Annotated in this window: 21 protein-coding genes, 1 tRNA gene and 1 pseudogene; 11 read left to right on the top strand and 12 right to left on the bottom strand. The window is 65.7% G+C overall.

Annotated features, from left to right (window positions below; all coding sequences use genetic code 11):
- Positions 1–2: 2 nt before the first annotated feature.
- Positions 3–1,343, top strand: coding sequence for a 3-oxoacyl-ACP reductase (locus FNL14_RS07135; protein ID WP_142058846.1), 1,341 nt, complete (start codon positions 3–5; stop codon positions 1,341–1,343).
- A complete protein-coding gene (locus tag FNL14_RS07130; protein ID WP_142058844.1) occupies positions 1,340–2,251 on the top strand; it encodes a MaoC/PaaZ C-terminal domain-containing protein in 912 nt (303 codons plus the stop codon). The genes FNL14_RS07135 and FNL14_RS07130 overlap by 4 nt, the downstream gene beginning before the upstream one ends.
- A 9-nt stretch (positions 2,252–2,260) precedes the next feature.
- Here FNL14_RS07130 and FNL14_RS07125 read toward each other — a convergent pair whose 3' ends face one another.
- The 4 genes and pseudogenes from FNL14_RS07125 to FNL14_RS07110 form a co-directional block, all read right to left on the bottom strand.
- A complete protein-coding gene (locus tag FNL14_RS07125) occupies positions 2,261–3,328 on the bottom strand; it encodes an aromatic acid exporter family protein (RefSeq protein WP_142058842.1) in 1,068 nt (355 codons plus the stop codon).
- 145 nt (positions 3,329–3,473) lie between these two features.
- Entirely contained in the window at positions 3,474–4,583 is a 1,110-nt protein-coding gene (locus tag FNL14_RS07120; RefSeq protein ID WP_142058840.1) for a serine hydrolase domain-containing protein, read from the bottom strand.
- 31 nt (positions 4,584–4,614) lie between these two features.
- Positions 4,615–5,706 carry a glutathione S-transferase family protein gene (locus FNL14_RS07115; RefSeq protein WP_142058838.1) on the bottom strand — a complete coding sequence of 364 codons (1,092 nt, stop codon included), beginning with the start codon at positions 5,704–5,706 and terminating at the stop codon, positions 4,615–4,617.
- Between the two features lie 9 nt (positions 5,707–5,715).
- Positions 5,716–6,539, bottom strand: a pseudogene (locus FNL14_RS07110) (M50 family metallopeptidase).
- A 49-nt stretch (positions 6,540–6,588) separates the two neighbouring features.
- Here FNL14_RS07110 and FNL14_RS07105 point away from each other — a divergent pair.
- Positions 6,589–7,053: a GatB/YqeY domain-containing protein gene (locus FNL14_RS07105; RefSeq protein ID WP_142058836.1), complete on the top strand. Its 465-nt coding sequence runs from the start codon at positions 6,589–6,591 to the stop codon at positions 7,051–7,053.
- Positions 7,054–7,138: 85 nt separating this feature from the next.
- Here FNL14_RS07105 and FNL14_RS07100 read toward each other — a convergent pair whose 3' ends face one another.
- Positions 7,139–7,441, bottom strand: a complete 303-nt coding sequence (locus FNL14_RS07100) for a DUF4193 domain-containing protein (protein ID WP_009358564.1) — start codon at positions 7,439–7,441, stop codon at positions 7,139–7,141.
- Between the two features lie 210 nt (positions 7,442–7,651).
- Between FNL14_RS07100 and FNL14_RS07095 the strand changes: the two genes are divergently transcribed.
- From FNL14_RS07095 to FNL14_RS07085, 3 genes are all read left to right on the top strand, one after another.
- Positions 7,652–8,794, top strand: coding sequence for a glycosyltransferase family 9 protein (locus tag FNL14_RS07095; RefSeq protein WP_255470734.1), 1,143 nt, complete (start codon positions 7,652–7,654; stop codon positions 8,792–8,794).
- 23 nt (positions 8,795–8,817) lie between these two features.
- Positions 8,818–9,762: a glycosyltransferase family 9 protein gene (locus tag FNL14_RS07090; RefSeq protein WP_142058834.1), complete on the top strand. Its 945-nt coding sequence runs from the start codon at positions 8,818–8,820 to the stop codon at positions 9,760–9,762.
- 74 nt (positions 9,763–9,836) lie between these two features.
- Entirely contained in the window at positions 9,837–10,061 is a 225-nt protein-coding gene (locus tag FNL14_RS07085) for a hypothetical protein (RefSeq protein ID WP_142058832.1), read from the top strand.
- Between the two features lie 12 nt (positions 10,062–10,073).
- Here FNL14_RS07085 and FNL14_RS07080 read toward each other — a convergent pair whose 3' ends face one another.
- Together FNL14_RS07080 and FNL14_RS07075 are read right to left on the bottom strand one after the other, a co-directional pair.
- Positions 10,074–10,739, bottom strand: coding sequence for a GDSL-type esterase/lipase family protein (locus tag FNL14_RS07080; protein WP_142058830.1), 666 nt, complete (start codon positions 10,737–10,739; stop codon positions 10,074–10,076).
- The gene (locus FNL14_RS07075) at positions 10,723–12,585 is read right to left on the bottom strand and encodes an SARP family transcriptional regulator (protein ID WP_255470733.1); all 1,863 of its coding nucleotides are present in this window, start codon (positions 12,583–12,585) and stop codon (positions 10,723–10,725) included. The genes FNL14_RS07080 and FNL14_RS07075 overlap by 17 nt, the downstream gene beginning before the upstream one ends.
- Before the next feature lie 113 nt (positions 12,586–12,698).
- Here FNL14_RS07075 and FNL14_RS23260 point away from each other — a divergent pair, with 113 nt between their 5' ends.
- On the top strand, positions 12,699–12,860 hold the full coding sequence (locus FNL14_RS23260) for a hypothetical protein (protein ID WP_181762562.1): 162 nt from the start codon (positions 12,699–12,701) through the stop codon (positions 12,858–12,860).
- A gap of 165 nt (positions 12,861–13,025) precedes the next feature.
- On the top strand, positions 13,026–13,298 hold the full coding sequence (locus FNL14_RS07070; protein ID WP_142058826.1) for a hypothetical protein: 273 nt from the start codon (positions 13,026–13,028) through the stop codon (positions 13,296–13,298).
- A gap of 64 nt (positions 13,299–13,362) precedes the next feature.
- Here the strand turns inward: FNL14_RS07070 and FNL14_RS23255 are convergent, their stop codons facing one another.
- From FNL14_RS23255 to FNL14_RS07060, 3 genes are all read right to left on the bottom strand, one after another.
- Entirely contained in the window at positions 13,363–13,533 is a 171-nt protein-coding gene (locus FNL14_RS23255) for a hypothetical protein (protein WP_161799570.1), read from the bottom strand.
- Positions 13,530–13,976, bottom strand: a complete 447-nt coding sequence (locus FNL14_RS07065; RefSeq protein WP_142058824.1) for a hypothetical protein — start codon at positions 13,974–13,976, stop codon at positions 13,530–13,532. Before FNL14_RS07065 ends, FNL14_RS23255 begins: the two co-directional genes overlap by 4 nt.
- A 206-nt stretch (positions 13,977–14,182) precedes the next feature.
- Positions 14,183–14,265, bottom strand: a tRNA-Leu gene (locus tag FNL14_RS07060).
- A gap of 169 nt (positions 14,266–14,434) precedes the next feature.
- Here FNL14_RS07060 and FNL14_RS07055 point away from each other — a divergent pair.
- Together FNL14_RS07055 and FNL14_RS07050 are read left to right on the top strand one after the other, a co-directional pair.
- The gene (locus FNL14_RS07055) at positions 14,435–15,739 is read left to right on the top strand and encodes a M20/M25/M40 family metallo-hydrolase (protein ID WP_091418871.1); all 1,305 of its coding nucleotides are present in this window, start codon (positions 14,435–14,437) and stop codon (positions 15,737–15,739) included.
- A gap of 10 nt (positions 15,740–15,749) precedes the next feature.
- Positions 15,750–16,910, top strand: a complete 1,161-nt coding sequence (locus FNL14_RS07050) for an acyl-CoA dehydrogenase family protein (RefSeq protein ID WP_142058822.1) — start codon at positions 15,750–15,752, stop codon at positions 16,908–16,910.
- Positions 16,911–16,982: 72 nt separating this feature from the next.
- On the opposite strand, the gene FNL14_RS07045 is transcribed toward FNL14_RS07050, so the two are convergent.
- Positions 16,983–17,216, bottom strand: coding sequence for a DUF5703 family protein (locus FNL14_RS07045; RefSeq protein ID WP_091418875.1), 234 nt, complete (start codon positions 17,214–17,216; stop codon positions 16,983–16,985).
- Between the two features lie 40 nt (positions 17,217–17,256).
- Between FNL14_RS07045 and FNL14_RS07040 the strand changes: the two genes are divergently transcribed.
- Positions 17,257–17,529, top strand: a complete 273-nt coding sequence (locus FNL14_RS07040) for a hypothetical protein (protein WP_142058820.1) — start codon at positions 17,257–17,259, stop codon at positions 17,527–17,529.
- A 32-nt stretch (positions 17,530–17,561) separates the two neighbouring features.
- Here the strand turns inward: FNL14_RS07040 and FNL14_RS07035 are convergent, their stop codons facing one another.
- Positions 17,562–18,497 carry an aldo/keto reductase gene (locus FNL14_RS07035; RefSeq protein WP_091418879.1) on the bottom strand — a complete coding sequence of 312 codons (936 nt, stop codon included), beginning with the start codon at positions 18,495–18,497 and terminating at the stop codon, positions 17,562–17,564.
- Positions 18,498–18,525 lie beyond the last annotated feature (28 nt).

Here is an 18,525-nt window from a genome sequence, read left to right as displayed (position 1 = left end):
GGATGACTGACACGTATGCGCAACTCGTCAACCAGGGCCTGGGCCGGAACGTTGCCAGGAAGCTGGGGCTGCCCCAGCCCGCCGTCCTGCGCCGGTACGAGCCCGGTCAACCCCTGATCACCGGGCCAGTCCTGGTCCAGGGAGACACCCCCGGGGCCGACAAACTGGCCGCCGAACTGCTGGCATGGGACCTCGACGTCAGGAGGCACGCAGTTCCGCGCGAGAAGCTCGGGGCCATCATCCTGGTCCTGGACGAAGTGGCACGCCCCGAAGACCTTGGGAAACCCATCCTTACCGTCGCCGCGTCCCTCCGGGACCTTGGCCCCGGAGGGAGGGCCATCACCGTATCCCGGCCCGCGTCCGGCGCAGCCACACCAGCCCAGGCCGCCGCACGGCAGGGGGTGGACGGTTTCCTGCGCTCCCTTGCGAAGGAACTGCGCGCCGGCGCCACCGGCAATGGCCTGCTCCTGGCGCCGGAGGTGGAGACAACAAGCCCCAGTACGCTGGCGGCCATAAGGTTCTTCCTCTCGGGCCGGTCCGCTTTTGTGGATGGTCAGTTCCTCACGGTATCCACTACGGCGGGAGAACCGCCCCGCAACGTTGAGAAGCCGCTGGAAGGAAGGATCGCCGTCGTCACCGGAGCAGCCCGGGGCATCGGTGCGGCCATCGCCAGGACCCTGCACCGCGATGGCGCCACGTTGGTACTGGTGGACATCCCCGCGGCCGGGGACCATCTTGCCGAGGTGGCCAACGAGGTCAAGGGCACCGCCCTCCAGCTGGACATCAGCAGGGACGACGCCGGGCAGCGGATCCTTGAGCATGCCTCGCAGCGGCACGGGCGCCTCGACATCATGGTCCACAATGCGGGCATCACCAGGGACAAGCTCCTTGCCAACATGGACGAGTCCCGCTGGAGGTCAGTGATTGAGGTCAATATCGCAGCGCAGCTCCGGATCAACGAGGCTCTGCTCGCGTCAGGAAACTTCCGCTCGTCACCCCGGATAATCTCCGTGGCTTCCACCAGCGGCATTGCCGGCAACCGCGGCCAGACAAACTACGCGGCCTCCAAGGCAGGCGTGGTGGGAATGGTCCGGGCAACTGCGCCAGTGATCGCCGCCCATGGGGGCACCATCAATGCCGTGGCCCCGGGCTTTATCGAAACGGAGATGACGGCCCGGATTCCCTTCGCCCTGAGGGAGATGGGCCGGCGCCTCAACTCGCTGCAGCAGGGTGGGCAGCCCACTGATGTTGCGGAGACCATCGCGTTCCTGGCCAGTAACGCCGCCGGAGGCATCAACGGCGAGGTGCTTCGGGTCTGCGGACAAAACCTGGTGGGGGCATGATGCCCCCACAGCCGGTCATCCTCGGGGAGATGCCGTCGCTGTCGAAGCTGTACGTCAACGCCGCAGCCCAGGCGGCGCGGCGGCGCCTGCTGGGGACCCATGATGGCTCTGACCTGCCGGCCGAAAGCCATGAGGTGCGGGGAGTGCGGGTGGACGTTGGCAACCTCACTGCCTACCAGCACCTTATTGGCGAGTCCGCCAGTGACGTCCTGCCGGCCGGTTTCATCCACGCCCTCTCGTTCCCCCTAGCCATAAGTCTGATGAACAGGGACGACTTTCCGCTTCCGCTGTTGGGCATGATCCATCTCCGGAACAGCGTGGAACAACGTTCGCCGCTGCTTTTCACGGATTTGATGGACATCACTGCCCACGTGGAGAACCTGCACGGGCACCGTGCCGGCACCCAGGTGGATGTGGTCAGCGAAGTGCGCCGGGCAGGTTCCGCGGACACTTGCTGGCGGGGCGTCTCAACCTACCTCGCCAAGGGGGTCTTCCTGCCCGGAATCGACAAACCCTCGCCGGCGCCCGCACGGGCTGACTTCAAGGCACCCGATCCCACGGCACTGTGGCAGCTGGGGGTCGATACCGGTCGCGCGTATGCAGCTGTGTCCGGCGACTTCAACCCCATCCACCTCAGCGTGCTCTCAGCAAAGGCTTTGGGGATGCGCCGCTCCATAGCTCATGGCATGTACCTGGCGTCCAGGGCCCTCGCCGACGTCGGTACTGTCCGCGGGGATTCGTTTACCTGGGAGGTGGACTTTGAGGCGCCGGTCTTCCTTCCCTGCCGGGTGGCCTTGGATATCACCTCCGTTCAGGGAAGTGCCGGGACATGGGAGCGTTCCGAATTCACCGCCTGGAACCCCCGGTCGGGCCGCCGGCATTTCAGCGGCTCCGTTGCCCTGCTCTAGTCCCTGGTCTTACGACGCCGGGGCGTCAGTTCCCGGACGTACGGAACGCAGGATCCGGTGCAGGCTGAGGAGGATCGATTCGGACGCAGGCACAGCGCCCTGGTCCAGCTCCCTGGCGGCGGTGGTTGCCATGCACGCTTCCACCGCCGACTTGGCAGCCGTGAAACGCTCCGCCTGCCGGTCCTCATCTTCGGTGCTGAAGGAACACAGCAGTTCCCCGGTGGCGGTAATGGCGTCGGCGAGCGGAACGTTGTCTTCCAATGGGACGGTGTATGGCACATCGTTTTCCCAGATCACGTCAGACAGCACGTCCGTCATGTCCTGGACGTGGAACGAGACCCTTTCCAGTTGGCGAAGGTTGCGGTAGTCACGGTCGATGTCACGGGGGTGGAGCTTGCGCCGGGGGTTCGCCCTTCGGCTGGCGTCCGCCTCCTTGACGAGGTGCCGGACCGACCGGGTGGCCGCTGCCAGCTCGTCGGAACGGCGGGACCATTCTTCGTGCTCGGGCGGCCACTCTTCCTTGAGCGCGGTGCCCATATCCGTCATCTGCCGGCCCAGCGCGAGGCGGAGGTCGTCCAGGCTGGCCGCTGCGGCTTTGAGGTGGAGCGGGGGAAAGACCAGGAAGTTGACGGCAATGCCCACTGCGACGCCGGCGCCCATCTGCACCAGGTAGCCGAAGGAAAAGTCGTCGGCATTGCTTCCGCCCACCAGCAGGACCAGCAGGGCCGCCGTCGGAATCCAATCACTGCCTGAACCGAGGCCCGGCAAGCCGCCCAGCAGCACGCCTATCCCCATAAAAATGGCCACCGTCAGTGGTGACGGGTCCGCAATGTTCACCAGGACCACGGCGAGCCCGATGCCCACGGCCAGTCCGGTGAGGGCCTGCACGCCCTGCCGGACCGAGCCCGCCACGTTGTGGTACATGGCCACCAAGGCTCCCAGGGGCGCGTAGTAAGCATAGTGGGACGCGCTGCCCGGCATCAGCGGGGCAATGAGGAATGCAAGCCCGGCGGCCAATGCCGCTTTTGCTGCCAGCTGCAGGCGCTGCGCAGCGAACGCGGCGGACAGTCCTTCCACCGCCTGCTTTAAGAAACGGGTCCCCCCGGCCCACCGGATTTTCGGTCGTGCTTGAGTTTTGACCATCCGCCCCACACTAGGGCGCCCTGTCCGCAACCACAAAGGCGCAGGTCAGGGCCGCAGAAAACCGGCTGGAGCGGCCCGTTCAGGAGGAAACAGCAGCCGAACGGCGTACGGCAGCTGCCAGCTGGTGCGCCTTTCCGGGCGTCCGCCCGTCCTCCGCGCGGCGGGGAACGTAACCGAAACCGAGGCCGTAGGCGGGGTCGGCGAACCCGAGGGCGGCGTTGGCGCCCTCATGGCCGAAGGCACGGTGGCTGCCGAAGTCCCGGGACGGATGCGGTTTCATAAACACCACGGCGAAGGCGTTGTCCAGGCCGGATGAGCGGTCCAGGCCCCACACCTGCTCCTGGGACATCAGGTCCAGCGTTTGCGGACTGAGGAAAGCCCCGGTGCCGTCAATCCCGGTGGTGGCCGCGGCGTAGAGCCGGGCCAGCCCCTCCGCCGATCCCACCCCGCCGGCCGCAGACATGCCTGCGCTCCGGACGCTGCGGATATTGGGCAGTTCCATGATGGTGCTGACCGGCGCGTTGCTGTTCAGTCCTTCCAGGCTGAGGGGATCCACCCATGGCCCTTCCGCCTCGGCGGTATAGAGGACGTCCCGGTACCGGGGCTCCAGCTCCGCGGGCAGGCCGAGGAAGAAGTCGATGCCCAGCGGTGTCCGGATCCGCCGTTCGTAGATGGTTTGCAGGGATTCTCCGGCCGTCCGGCGGCACAGTTCCTCCATGATGATCCCGATGGTCAGGGCGTGATAGCCGAATTGCCGGCCGGGCTGCCAGGAGGGCCGCGCCGCCGCCAGGCGGGCAGCAGCATCGGCAGTGGTGAACTCATCCAGGGCGAACCCGCCCTCCACACCCATCAGGCCGGCCTGGTGGGACAACGCCTGCCGCACCAGGAGCCGGTCCTTGCCGTGGACGCCAAACTCGGGCCAGTACTTGGTCACGGGTGCGTCGAGGTCAAGCAGGCCGTCCTGGACCAGGAGTGCGATCACCATGGCCGCCACTCCCTTGGAGCAGGAGTAGGCGCCCGTGATGGTTTGCTGGTCCATGTCCGGGCCACCGGCCAGCCGCACCACCTGCGACCCGTTCCGGTACGCGGCCAGCTGTGCACTGTAGGTCGGGTCCCCGGCCAGGAACGATTCGAACAGCTCCAGGACATTTTCGAAACCGGGCGCTACAAAACCCTGAGAAGTTTGCATCCGGCCAGTCTAAGCGAGCAAGCGCTTTCCCTTACAGCGTCGCGCCGTGGCCCGGCGCAACTTCTTCACCCGGTTTCACCGGGCCAGGCGGTGTTCCGTCGCCAAAGGGCCTGCCGCCCAGGGACTCCCGGCCGTGTGGCTCAAGCCACCCGCCAAGGGCAGGACCGGCGGGAACGATCCCGGTGGGATTGATGTCCTCGTGCACGATGTAGTAGTGCTGCTTGATCTGCACAAAGTCGATGGTGTCCCCAAATCCGGGCGTCTGGAAAAGGTCCCGGGCGTATCCCCACAATGCGGGCATCTCGCTGAGTTTTTGACGGTTGCACTTGAAGTGGCCGTGGTAGACGGCGTCGAACCGGGCCAGCGTGGTGAACAGCCGCACGTCCGCTTCGGTGATGGTGTCGCCCACCAGGTAGCGCTGGCCGGACAGGCGGTCCTCCAGCCAGTCCATCGCGGCCCAGAGCCGTTCATAGGCCGAGTCGTATGCTTGCTGGGAGCCGGCGAAGCCGCAGCGGTAGACACCGTTGTTGACCTCGGTAAACACCCTCTTATTAACGTGGTCGATCTCGTCCCGGAGGTGCTCGGGGTACAGCACAGGTGCGCCGGGACGGTGGAACCTGGTCCATTCGGTGGAGAAGTCCAGCGTGATCTGCGGGAAGTTGTTGGTCACCACTTCACCAGTGGCCACGTCGACGATCGCGGGGACGGTGATACCCCGCGGGTAGCCCGGGAACCGCTTGAAAAAGGCCTCCTGCAGCCGTTCGATGCCCAATACCGGGTCCACTCCGCCGGGGTCAAGGTCAAAGGTCCAGGACCGGGCATCGTGCGTGGGACCTGGCTGGCCGAGGGAGATCGCATCCTCCAGTCCCAGGAGGCGGCGGACAATCACGGTTCTGTTGGCCCAGGGGCAGGCCCTCGCGGCGATGAGGCGGTACCGTCCAGCCTCGACCGGCCAGCCAGGTTCCCCGTTGGGGCCGGGCCTGCCGTCCGCGGTGATCCGGTCTTCGATGTAGTTGGTGTCGCGGTTGAACTCCGCGCCGCCCGTTACGTAGGCGCCGCGGGTGCTGTGCCCGCCGGGTTTGCCACTTGCCGCCTGCTGGGTGCTGTCCGTGTCCTGGCTCATAAAACCACCCTATGCGCCCGGCCCCAGGATTGTTGAGATTGGCTGCCAGGCCGCCAGCCAGGATGCGGCCACCAGGGCAGCAAACAGGAGGATCCAGATGCCGGAGGGGACCGCCGTCGCGCGGTACAGCAGGTAGGCGTCGGACGTGGCGAGCCTGTCCCTCCGGCGCAGGTGGACGTGCGTGAGTTTGCCGAGGTCCCGCACCGCACCAATCAGGAGTACCAGGCCCACGATGACGGCGACATGGCCCACGAACGCTGCCGGAACGAGGACAATCAGCGCGATGCAGCCAAGGATGGCTCCGGTGGTGATGAGGAAGCCCGCAGCGTTGCGAAGGAAGACCAGTGTGGCGGCCAGGGCAACGGCGCTGGCCGCGACGGCGGCCGGCCCCCAGCCATCGAAACAGACCATACGAAGGCAGCACCAATCACGGCAGGCGTGGGGTAGCCCCAGAAGCAGGACCAAACGGTGGCGAGCTTGCTCCGGCTGTAGGTGGTGGTGGTTCCGGAATGGTCAAGCCTGAGCCGGATTCCGGCGAGCCGCTGTCCGCTCGTTACGGCGGCAAAGGCGTGTCCCAGTTCGTGGGTTGCGGTAGCGAGCAGGCCAACATACCTCCAGGACCGGCGGGGGATGGCCAACGCAGTGGCGATGGATACCACCAGCAGCAACTCAGTGCTGGTAATGGTGGGGATATCCGTCTGGCTGAACGCGGTGAGCACCCGGGCCCAAAAGTCATCGGGGAGGCTCACGGGGTGTGGTCCGGGGAGGTGTGGGCTTTTTCGGGCATAAGCCCCTACGGTACTAGGGATGGATGGGTGCGGCCGCAGTACCATGCCGCCCCGCGAACAAGGGCCAACATAAAACAAGGAACAGAGGAAAACCGTGTCATCACTGAAAGAACGGCTGCAGGCCGACGTGGTCATCCACATGAAGGAGCGCAACAAGACGGCGCTCACCACCGTCCGGAACGTCCTTGGCGAAATCGAGACCCGGGAGAAGTCGGGTAAGACTCCGGTGCAGCTTGATGACCTGCAGGTAACGTCCCTGCTGCAGAAGGAAGCTGCGAAGCGCCGCGAAACGGCGGGAATCTACACGGAAGCCGGCCAGCCGGACCGTGCCGCGGCGGAGATCGCCGAGGCGGAAGTCATAGAGTCCTACCTGCCCCAACCGCTGTCGCAGGAGGAAGTCGAAGCGATCGTGGATGAGGTCATGGCCGGGCTGCGCGACGCGGGCCGTGAACTGACACCGCGGCAAATGGGCGAAGTCATGAAACCTGTGACGGCGGAGGTGGCGGGGCGCTTCGACGGCAAGGAAGTCAGCCAGATCGTGCGGCGGAAGCTCGCTTAAAGCCGAGAGGCACGTCTCCCAATGGGACGTGCCTCTTGCTCAGTTGAGGGAATGGCTGAATCCGCCGCTCCACATGACCGCCTGGTCAGCCCTCGCACTCGGTGCAGTAGCTGTGGCCGTCCTTCTGGCGCGCAATCTGCGAGCGGTGACGGACCAGGAAGCATGAGTAGCAGGTGAATTCGTCGTCCGCCTGCGGAATGACCTGCACCACGAGCTCCTCGGCGACGAATTCGCCGCCGGGTACGCCCGCACCGTCCAGGCCGTCAGCTTCGTCCAGCTCAAGCACGACGCTGCGTGCGTCGGGAGCATTGGCTGACTGGAGCTGCTCGAGTGAGTTGTCCTGCGATTCCTTGACGTCGGAACGCAGTTCATCATAATCGGTTGCCACTTTGGGTGCTTCTCTTTTCTTTGGTTCGTCTGTCGCGTATGAAACGTACAGCATCATCCGGGTATTCCCCAATAGCCGGAGTATATTGACCGCCGCCTGGGTACAGGTTCAGAGGAAGGCCGGCGCAGCAACCGTTGTGCTGTTCCGGCCGCAGGAGCAGGGGAGGCCGCAGGAAAAGAAGCGGCCCCGGCTTGAGTCGAAGGGGTATATGTGGAGCAGCTGACTGCAGAATTCGGTGGTGCCGGGCGGGCAGGTATGGGTGTTGGCCCCGTCCTTGAGAAGTTCGATGAAGTGTACAGGATTGCGGTCCTGCGCGGCGGCGGACTGGGTGACCTGATTTTTGCCATCCCTGCCATTGCCGCCCTGAAAGCGGCCTATCCGGAGGCTTCCATAACGCTTCTTGGCACTCCGGCGCACCAGGCACTGATTGCGGCGACGAAAAGCCCGGTGGACGAAGTCTGTGTCCTGCCCTTTTCCGAAGGCGTCCGGCCGGGAGAGGAAAACGAGGAAGAACTGGACCGTTTCTTCCAGGAGATGCGTGCGCGCCGCTTCGATCTGGCGGTCCAGCTTCACGGCGGGGGACGGTACTCGAATCCCTTCCTGCTGCGCCTCGGAGCCCGGCATACGGTAGGAACCCGCACGGCCGATGCGGCGAGCCTGGAGCGTACGGTCCCTTACCTCTATTACCAGCATGAACCGCTGCGGGCTTTGGAAGTTGCGGGTTTCGCCGGGGCATTTCCCGTTGACCTTGAGGCCCGGCTCGCTCCGGCGGAGGGGCTGCGCGCCTTTTCCGGAACAGCCGACGACGGCACCCAGCCTTTGGTGGTGATCCATCCCGGCGCCACCGATCCCCGCCGTCGTTGGCCTGTAGAGCGGTTCGCCGAGCTGGCGGCGGCGTGCGCCGCCGACGGATTCCAGGTGGTCGTTGTGGGGGACGGCAGTGAGCAGGAGATAGGCGCGCGCATCGTCGAACTGGCCGATTCGGGACAGGTCCGGTCCGTGGCGGGAAAACTGGACATGGCAGGTCTGGTGGCGCTCCTGGCCAGGGCAGCGGTGGTGGTGGGAAATGACAGCGGCCCGCGGCACCTGGCGCAGGCCCTTGGTGTGCCCACCGTGGGAATCTTCTGGGCTGGCAATGTCATCAACGCCGGGGCGCTGGGCAGGAGCCTCCATCGCCTCCACGCCTCCTGGGTCACTGCCTGCCCGACATGTGGGATTGATGTCACACAGGTGGGCTGGACGGCACCACGCTGCCCGCATGACGATTCCGTGGTGGCCGGAGTGGCCGTCCGCGATGTGCATGAGGACGTCCGCAGCCTGGCGGCAACTGACCTGGGCGGGCTGGGCGTATGAGCAACCCGGGAACTGGACCGGCCATGGCGCCCAATGGAGTGCAGGATGGCAAGCCTGAGCTCCTGGTCCTCCGGGCCCTCAAACTGGGCGACCTGCTCGTCGCGGTTCCGGCACTCAAGGCCCTCCGGAGGACCTTCCCGGAGCACAGGCTGCGGTATGCGGCCCAAGGATGGTTGTCCGAGGCGCTGGGCCTGGTGGGTGGTTATGAGCTTTTCCCCACCCATGGCCTTGATGAGCCGTTGGCCATGGAGCCCGGCGTAGTGGATGTGGCCGTGAACCTGCACGGCAGCGGGCCGGAGAGCCAGGACCGGATCGAGGCCTTGCAGGCCAGGCAGACGATCGGGCACCGGAGCCAGTACCGGGATGGGCCGCCCTGGCGCGCGGAACTGCACGAAAGGGAGCGCTGGGTCAGGCTCCTGGAGTGGCACGGCATCGAAGCTGATCCCCTCGATATCCACCTGAACCGACCCCATGTGCCGAGCCCGGTTCCCGGTTCCACCGTCCTGCACGTGGGAGCGGCCTACGGCAGCCGCCTCTGGCCGGCCGAGCGCTTCGCGGCAGTTGCCTCCACCCTTGCCGCGGCGGGGCACAACGTCGTCTTCACGGGCGGGAGCGGTGAACGGGACCGTGCCCTGGATGTCTGCCGCCGGGCTGGTTTTGCTGAGGACACGGTGCTGGCGGGGCGGCTGGGGCTGGCCGAATTCGCGGCCACCATCGCAGCTGCGCGGCTTGTGATCTCGGCGGATACCGGAGCGGCCCACCTGGCATCCGCGTATGGCACCCCGTCAGTGGTGCTGTTTGGCCCGGCTCCACCCGAGATCTGGGGCCCGCCCCCGGGGCCGCACGTCGTCCTGACCCGGGCTGAGCTGAGGCGTGGCGACACCTTCGCAGACCAACCCGACCCCGCACTTCTGGCTGTCACTGTGCAGGACGTCATGGCGGCGGCGCGCGGGCTGGGCGTGATGTAGGGCAGGAAAGCCCAAGCCAACCTTGGCGTGTACGGGCCCTCTTGTTTGGGGCCGTGGACCCCTAAAATGAAGCTATGGGCATTGAGTTCGGGATTGCCTTGGTGTTGTTCACCGCCCTGCTCTGGGTCGTGGTCACTTTCGCCATCCTGTCCGGCATTGACCGGCCGGAGCGGAAGGCCCGGCGCCAGGAACGGAGAGCGGACCGGGCCGAAAAGCGCAGGATCAGGTACCGTCCGGTGGCTGGCGGGTCCCGGCTTGCGCACCGAGGCAAGCAATCGCGCACCCTGCACCCGCACTGATGCCGGCAGCGGTCATTGCGCTACAACAAGCGAATGCGGGCCCGCGTGGGGAAGCCGGACCAGTCCGGCGATGGCCTGAGCTATCTTTCGTCCGCCCTGGGCCGACGGCTCGATGGGGTTCGCATAGTCCGCGTCCTGGCTGCAGATGAGCCGCAGGTCTATCAGTGCTGCTCCCTGCGAGAAGGCGGCCCTGGTGATGGAGTCGTTGAAAAGGGCCAGCGCCGCCTTGATGACCTTCTGGTTCGGCTCCGAGGAAGGTGTGTCGTAGATGGTGCATACCGCTGCCGGCAACCCCTGCGCCAGGACCGCAGGCAGCATGGCCCGGTAGTCGGCGTCGAACCTGTCCCTCGCCGCCGCCAGCAGCAGCAGCGCCGCGGCAACTGAGGCGGGTTGCTCCTGCAACAGCGGCGCATAGCCCAGCGCGTCGTTTCCACCGACGCTCACCACGAGGTGGCTCGCGTCCGCAGGCAGGCGGCTAAGCTGGCGGGCGACGCCGGTGATGACGTCCCCGTCGATCGCCACAAGTGAGCATTTCCAGCCCGGCAGTTCCTGCCGCAGCTGGGTGACCACGTCCGGGCCGCCATCAGCGTAGGCGCCGTTGTCGAAGATGGAATCGCCCAGCAGCACCACGTGGCCCGGCTTCCGGCCCTGACCGTCCGCATTATCCATTGCTGCCATGTTCCACCCTTGACTCGATATGGGCCACCTGCGTCGCGGCGGCCTGTCCGCCGTGCCGGGCAGCCAGGAACGCCGCCAGCGCAGGGTTATCGATATCGCGCGCCAGCCAGGGAACTGCCTGCGCCGCCGCGTCGTCGCCGAGCACAGCCCTGTGGGACTGCCCCCGCACCACGAATTCCCGCATCCCGCTCCGGCTCGCCAACTCGGCCAGCCGCTCCACGAACGCGGAGGCGCGCGGTGACCGGCTGGCAATGGAAACCTCTGCTGCTGCATCCAGGAGCCGGGCGGAGTACCAGAGATACCAGGGTTTGGGCCCGAGGCCCCGGTCGATCCAGTGTGCCGCAGCAGTCAGGTCGCCGTGCTCCATAAACAGGCGCGCTTCGGCACCGGCTGCCAAAGCCATGTAGCAGTGATCACCGGCCAGCTCGGCCATCACCCACGACCGGTCGATCAGGGCCGCAGCCTCCTCGAGCTGGCCCGCTGCCAAGTACGTCTCGCCCCGGAGCCCGGCCACAAACGGCTCGAACGAGGTCCAGTGCTCCTCTGCAATCCAATCCTGTGCACGGTCCAGGGTCACGGCCGCCTGCTCCAGCTCTCCACGAAGCAGGAAGACCCGTCCCAGCAGCGCCGCACTGAACGCCTGCTGCCGCCGGCTTCCCAAAGCCTCAGCCAGCCGCCCGGACTCCACGAGCGCGGTCACGGCGGCGTCGTACCGGGCGGTGTCGGAGGCCAACATGCCTTGGATGGCAAGGACCCGCGCCTGTTCATCCAGGAATCCCTCGGCCGCAATCATCGCCCGGTCCAGCCAGCCGGCGGCACGGTCCGGCACACCCCGCTGCACGGACAAGTAGCCCAGCTCGCGGTAGGCGGCAGCGGCGGTGCGTGAGGCGCCTACGGGGCCTTCCGCCTGCAACGCGCGGTGCAGGAAGTCCGCCACCTCAGCGCCGCGGCCGCCCGCCTGGTGGATCAACGCCCCGGACAATGCCACCAAGGACTCTGCGAGCAGATGATCATTCCCCGTGCGGCGTGCCAGCACCACGGCCAGGCGCAGCTGCTCAAGCCCCCGGTCCACGGCACCCGCCCAGAGCGATGCCCCGCCCGCATCCAGGTAAGAACGCACCGTCGCAGGCGTGGCCGGCATCAAGGGGTCCTTCTGCGGGGCCGCGTCAGACAATGCCTGCCGGACCTCCGCGGGCAGCGGCAGGCCCAGCTCCTGCCGGAAGAGGTCCCCGCACTTGGTGACATGCTGCCGGGCGCGGCGGTGCTCGCCCATGGCCACGAGAGCCTTGACCAGGACGGCGTTGCAGTCTGCATGGAAGGGATCCCGCTCAAGGGCGAGGGTTGAGAGCTCCGCAGCCAGCCCGGGAGTGCCCGCAGCCAGGGCAGCCAGTGCTGCCTCATAGAGCAGGGACTGGACTACGTTGTCGAAGCGGTAGCGCTGGTCCGCCAGCCAGGAGTCGAAGACAGGGCAGTCAGCGAAGGACAGCCCCTCCAGCAACTGTCCAGTGAAGCCGCGGGGGTCCATGCCGGTGTTGGCGGCCGGGTCCACTACTTCCAGAGCGTCACACTGCCACGGAGGCTCAAGTACCAGCCGCAGGGGATCGCCGCCCACCGTCACTCCGTCCACGGCGCGCCGCAGCTCGGACAGGTTCCAGCGCAGGGCACCCAGGGGATCGGCAGCATCAGGAAAAAGCAGCGATGCCATACGGGGTCTGCTGGTGCCTTCGCCCTGCAGCGCAAGGTATGCCAGCACCGCCCAGGCCTTGCGGCCCCTGGGCTGGAGTGGAGTAGCGCCAAGGGACTCGATCACAGGAGGACCGAGGAGCCGAATCCATTTCCCGGCCATAGGGCCCATGCTACTGCCGCCCGACCCGGGCGTCTTTAGGGGTCACACGCTTGCTCACACGCCCGCCGCACACACTGGCATCACCACATCCACCACTCACACGAGGTGTAACCATGGAACTGCTCGGACTGCTGCTCTTTGTACTCTGGGTCCTCATAACCACCGTCTGCACGGTGTTGGCCGACGGCCGGGGCCACACGCCCAACGTCCGCTCCACAGCGCCGTGGACGGCCGGTGACCTACCGAGCGAGCCCTACAGGGCGCTTCTGATGTAGGTTCTCCAGTCCGGCCAACAAGGAGTTCGACGGCGGGAACCGGCTGGCCTGCCGGCTCCCGCCGTCGCTTTGTGCGCGTCGGCGAATGCTGTGACGGCGCACGGGTGCTTGCCGGATTGGGAAAACGCGGGAGACTGGAGGTCACCACGACGAAAGCGGACCACCTTGATCAAGCTCCAGCAGGACGCCGACGGCTTCATCCGAATGAACCGGCACTTCCCAGAGAACCTCACTGTCACCGTCATCTTCACCGATGGCGCTACGGAGGAGTTCCCGGGCCGCCGGCTCAACCGTGCTTACGACGACGCTCTGGCTGAATACCGCGCCCAGAACCACCTGGATGCCAAAGGCTTCCAACGGTCAGCCCAGAAGAAAACGGGCTCAGGGAACAAGATCGACTTTGTGCGCGTCCACCCCGGAATGGGCCGGCAGGAATAGCAGAAGCTCAAGAAGTGCAAGGAACACAGCCGGCGGGGTCAGCTCCGCCAGGAGGCTGTTTACGTCACAGCGGGCGCTTGGCGATTTTCTTGACCCAGGCGGGGGACTCGAGTCCCTGCTTCTTATCAGTTGAGAGTCGAAGGCGGGCGGCCCGAACGATGACGCGTTCCTGTGCGGGGGAGACATAGGGTTTCTGCTCGCCGTCGGACGTTTTCTTTTCCGCTACTGCACTCATCGATCCTCCTTCAGGTCCTCGTCCACTTCATTGTCCGGCAACGGAGGCAACAGGTCCAGTGTGGCCTCACCGTTGGCCAGTGGACGCGTCCAGGCTTCGGCAATGATTTGGGCCTCTTCCGGCCCGGCAAGGTTGCTGGTGCTCAGCAGCTCCAGCACGGCGAGGCCGATGTCTTGTTTCTCGGGCTTGATGTCCACGGAGGCTTCCAGGGCCCACTGGGCCCTGCGCCACCATTCGGCACGGCTGTCGGCTTCGGCTTTTTGCCGCAGGGCACGATCGTCCGCGACGGTCCGCTGCCGAAGGGTATTCCAGCCAATAAAGGCGGCCAGCAGGGCACCGAGCACCACGGCCAGCGGACCCAGGGCGGCAACGATCTGCCACCACTCTGCTGGTCCGCTGTCCAAAGTGACATGGACCGGGCCTGGCGACGGTGTGCTGTTCACACACCCAGCCTAAGTGCCGCCACCGACAGTCCCGTACGGCTCTGCCTGTAAGGGGCTCTGCCTCCAAGGGGCGTACTGCCGAACGGTGTCACTTGCGTTAAAAGAGTGGTGGATGTCACTCCAGCCATCAGTGCGGAGCCAAAATACGGGATGTTAAGACACAAAGAAGCCCCGGAAAATCAGCGATTTTCCGGGGCTTCCGTTTGTGCGCGGAGGGGGACTTGAACCCCCACCCCCTTTCGAGGACTAGCACCTCAAGCTAGCGCGTCTGCCATTCCGCCACCCGCGCAGGTGGTATTTCGGGAACCGTTTCCGCCTTTCAGCGTTTCGCATCTCTCCGAAGCAGCGAGAAAAACTCTAACACGACTTTCCGGGAACAACGAATCGGGCCAAATGGGTAGGCTGAGGGCAGCGAACCGGCGCATGCCCACCCGTCATTCCCAGTGAGGAGCTTTCATATGCCTGATGTCCTGCCCGAGGATGAAGTTGTCCGAATCTGCCAGGAGCTCATCCGGATAGACACCTCAAACTACGGGGACGGGTCCGGGCCGGGGGAGCGGGCCGCAGCCGAGTATGCGGCCGGGCTCATCGAAGAGGTCGGCCTGGAGGCCGAGATCTTTGAGTCTGCTCCCGGGCGGGCGAATGTGGTGACCCGGATGGCTGGCGAGGACCCCTCCGCCAGCGCCCTCGTGGTGCACGGCCACCTCGACGTGGTGCCCGCACTCCGGGACCAGTGGTCCGTGGACCCGTTCGGGGCCGAACTGAAGGACGGGCTCATCTGGGGCCGCGGCGCCGTCGACATGAAGGACATGGACGCCATGATCCTCTCGGTCCTGCGGAGCTTCGCCAGGACCGGCAAAAAGCCCAAGCGGGACATCATCTTCGCCTTCTTCGCCGACGAGGAAGCCGGCGGGGCTTTGGGCGCGCGGTACGCAGTGGACAAGCGTCCGGAACTCTTCGAGGGCGCCACGGAGGCCATCTCCGAAGTCGGTGGCTTCTCAGCAACCATCGGCGGCCAGCGCACCTACCTGCTCCAGACCGCGGAAAAGGGAATCTCCTGGCTGCGCCTGGTGGCGCACGGCCGGGCCGGCCACGGCTCCCAGATCAACACGGACAACGCCGTCACCCGCCTGGCGGCAGCGGTAACGCGGATCGGCGAATACAAGTGGCCCATCGAACTGACCCCCACCACCCGGCAGTTCCTGGATGGCGTGACCGAACTCACGGGTGTGGAGTTCGACGCCGACAATCCGGACCTGCTGCTGGACCAGCTGGGAACGGTGGCGCGTTTTGTGGGAGCCACCCTGCAGAACACCACCAACCCCACGCTGCTCAAGGGCGGCTACAAGCACAATGTCATCCCGGAATCGGCTGAGGCGCTCATAGACTGCCGCACCCTGCCGGGTCAGCAGGAGCATGTCCTGGAAATCGTGCGGGAACTGGCGGGAACCGGGGTGGATGTCAGCTACGTCCATAACGACGTGTCCCTTGAGGTCCCGTTCGCCGGCAACCTGGTGGACTCCATGATCGACGCCCTGCATTCGGAAGACCCTGGCGCCAAGGTGCTGCCGTACACGCTCTCCGGCGGCACGGACAACAAATCCCTCAGCAGGCTCGGTATCACCGGCTACGGCTTCGCACCCCTGATGCTGCCGGACGAACTGGATTTCACGGGCATGTTCCACGGTGTGGACGAGCGCGTCCCTGCGGACTCACTTAAGTTCGGCGCCAGGGTGCTCAACACCCTGCTCACCAACTACTGAGCAGGTGGCCATGACCCCGGACGACGTCCTGCCGGACGAGCTGCTGGAACGGATCCGCGGCCGCGCCGCCGGATACGACCGGGACAACACGTTCTTCCACGAGGACCTGCAGGAGCTTGTGGAGGACGGTTACCTGAAGCTTTTTGTCCCCGTGGACGACGGCGGAAAGGGACTTGGGCTCGCGGCGGCGGCGCAGTGCCAGCGCAGACTGGCAACGGCTGCGCCCGCCACCGCGCTGGCGGTGAACATGCACCTGGTGTGGACCGGCGTCGCGCAGGTCCTCGCCGCACGCGGGGATTCTTCGCTGGACTTCGTCCTCAAGGAAGCCGCCGCCGGCGAAATCTTCGCTTTCGGCAATTCCGAAGCGGGCAACGATTCCGTCCTCTTCGACTCCCGTACGGCGGCGGAGCCATTGCCCGGCGGCGGCTACGCGTTCACCGGAACCAAGATCTTCACCAGCCTCTCGCCCGCATGGACCAGGCTGGGGATCTTCGGGAAGGACCCGTCCGGCAGGGACGGCGACGGCGAACTCGTCCACGGTTTTATCACCCGGCAGACGCCGGGCTACCGGATCCTCGATGACTGGGACACACTCGGGATGCGCGCCAGCCAGTCCAACACCACGGTCCTGGAAGGCGTTGTAGTCCCGGCAGACCGGATCTTCCGCAAGCTCCCCGTGGGTCCCAACCGCGATCCCCTGATCTTCGCCATCTTCGCGTGCTTCGAGACGCTGCTGGCCGCCGTCTACACCGGAGTGGGGGAACGTGCGCTGGCAGTGGGGGTGGAGGCTGCCACACGGCGTACCTCCTTCAAGAACAACGGGCGCAGCTACGCGCAGGACCCGGACATCCGCTGGAAGGTCGCCGAAGCGGCGATGGCCATGGATAACCTGTACCCGCAGCTGGCGTCGGTGACGGCCGACGTCGACAACCTCGCAGACCACGGCCCGCAGTGGTTCCCCAAGCTCGTCGGCCTGAAGGTCAACGCGACGGAAACGGCACGCCGTGTGGTGGACCTGGCGATCCGGGTGAGCGGGGGGTCAAGCTATTTCCGCGGCTCCGAGCTCGAGCGCCTGTACCGGGACGTCCTGGCCGGCATGTTCCACCCGTCCGACGACGAATCGGCCCACAACACGGTAGCCACCGCTTGGCTGGGGCCGCTGGAAGAGTAAAAGCTGGACAGGTGTTCCCTGGACGGTCCGCTGGACTCTTACGTCCTAGACAGTCCGCTGGACAGGTGTTTCCTAGACGGTCCGCTGGACCTGCATGACGCGGCGGCGGAGCCAGAAGCGCCTGCCTCCGCCCATATACAGTTTGCTGCGCTCGAGCTCCCACTTGCCGTATTCGGAGTGCTCCACCAGGCGGCGGCGTGCCTCATGCAGTGAATCCACAGGGCTGACCGTCAGTACGAGGTACTCGTACTGCTTCGCATAGTCCCGTTCCCGCTGGACCGAGCTGGTGAGAAATTGTTCCTTCATTTGCTCTCCATTTTCGTCCTTTTCCGGCTAACGTGAAGTCATGAGCATCGATCCGCGTGTCGCGCTTCAGTCCTTGACCACCGCTTTGGAAGAACACCTTATAGCAGCATCGAACCGCCGCGGAGATGGAGATCCCTCCGTCGAGGCGGCTTTTTTTGCGGTTGCCGATGCCTTCGAAGTCTATGAGGACGCCCTCTACGAGGCCTACAACGAGGTCACCCCGCTGCAGGTCTTTGATGACGAGGACGAAGAGGATGAAGAGAGCGGCGTCGATGACGAGGACCTGGAAATCGTCGAGGACCGGAACCTCTGACCCACAAGCCGCACCACGGACCGGCCGAAGCCCTAGTTGACTGCTGAAGCGTCCTCCAGGGCGCAAGCAATTTCGGGCGGCAGCGGCGTCAACTGCGCATCGAGAATTTCCTTCAGCTGCGCAGGTGTGCGGGGCCCAACAATCGCGGTGGACACACCGTGCTGCGACAACAGCCAGCTAAGGGAAACATCCTGCGGTGTCCGGCCCAGACCTTTGGCTGCCATGCACACAGCTTCGACCGTCCTGGATGCCTTGCCGTCGAGGTAAGGCTCAACGTAGCCGGCCGCCGCCGCCGACGCTCCGCGGGAACCGGACGGGATGCTGCCGCGGTACTTGCCGGTGAGTACGCCGCGCCCCAGCGGCGCCCACGCCATAAGCCCCAGCCCGGCATCCTCGACGGCGGGAATAAGCTCCGCCTCCGGCTTCCGCTCCAGGAACGAATATTCCGCCTGGACAGCCACCAGCGGAAAGCCCGCAACGGCCGCTGCCTTGGCGGTCTGCCAGCCGTTGAAGTTCGAAACGCCGGCATAGCGGGCCCGGCCAGTCCGCACCGCGAACTCCAAAGCGGACAGTGTCTCGTCCAGCGGCACATTGCTGTCCCACGCCTGCGCGAACCAGATATCCACGTAGTCGGTGCCGAGCCTTGCCAGACTGGCTTCAAGGCCGCTGAGCATCGCGTTACGTGAGGTGTCCACGCCACGGCGGCCATCCGGCGTCGTCATTCCCGCTTTGGTGGAGATGGAAATCTCGGTGCGGGCCACCACGTCGCCCAGCAGGGAACCAATCATCGCCTCGGAGCGCCCGTCGGCGTAGGACGCCGCAGTATCCACGTGCCGGCCGCCCGCATTCAGGAAGTTACGGAGCAGTTCCGAAGCGTCCTGTTCGTCCGTCTCGCCGGCCCAGGACATGGTGCCTAGGGAAAGGGCGGAAACTCGCAATCCACTGTTGCCGACGAAACGCTGCTGCATAGCAGCAAGCTTACGGGCAGAACCGGCA

Source organism: Pseudarthrobacter sp. B4EP4b (genome assembly GCF_006680095.1).
In the GTDB taxonomy this organism is placed as follows: Bacteria; Actinomycetota; Actinomycetes; order Actinomycetales; family Micrococcaceae; genus Arthrobacter.
The sequence above is the reverse complement of the archived record's forward strand: the minus strand, read 5'-3'. Positions and strand labels throughout refer to the sequence as shown.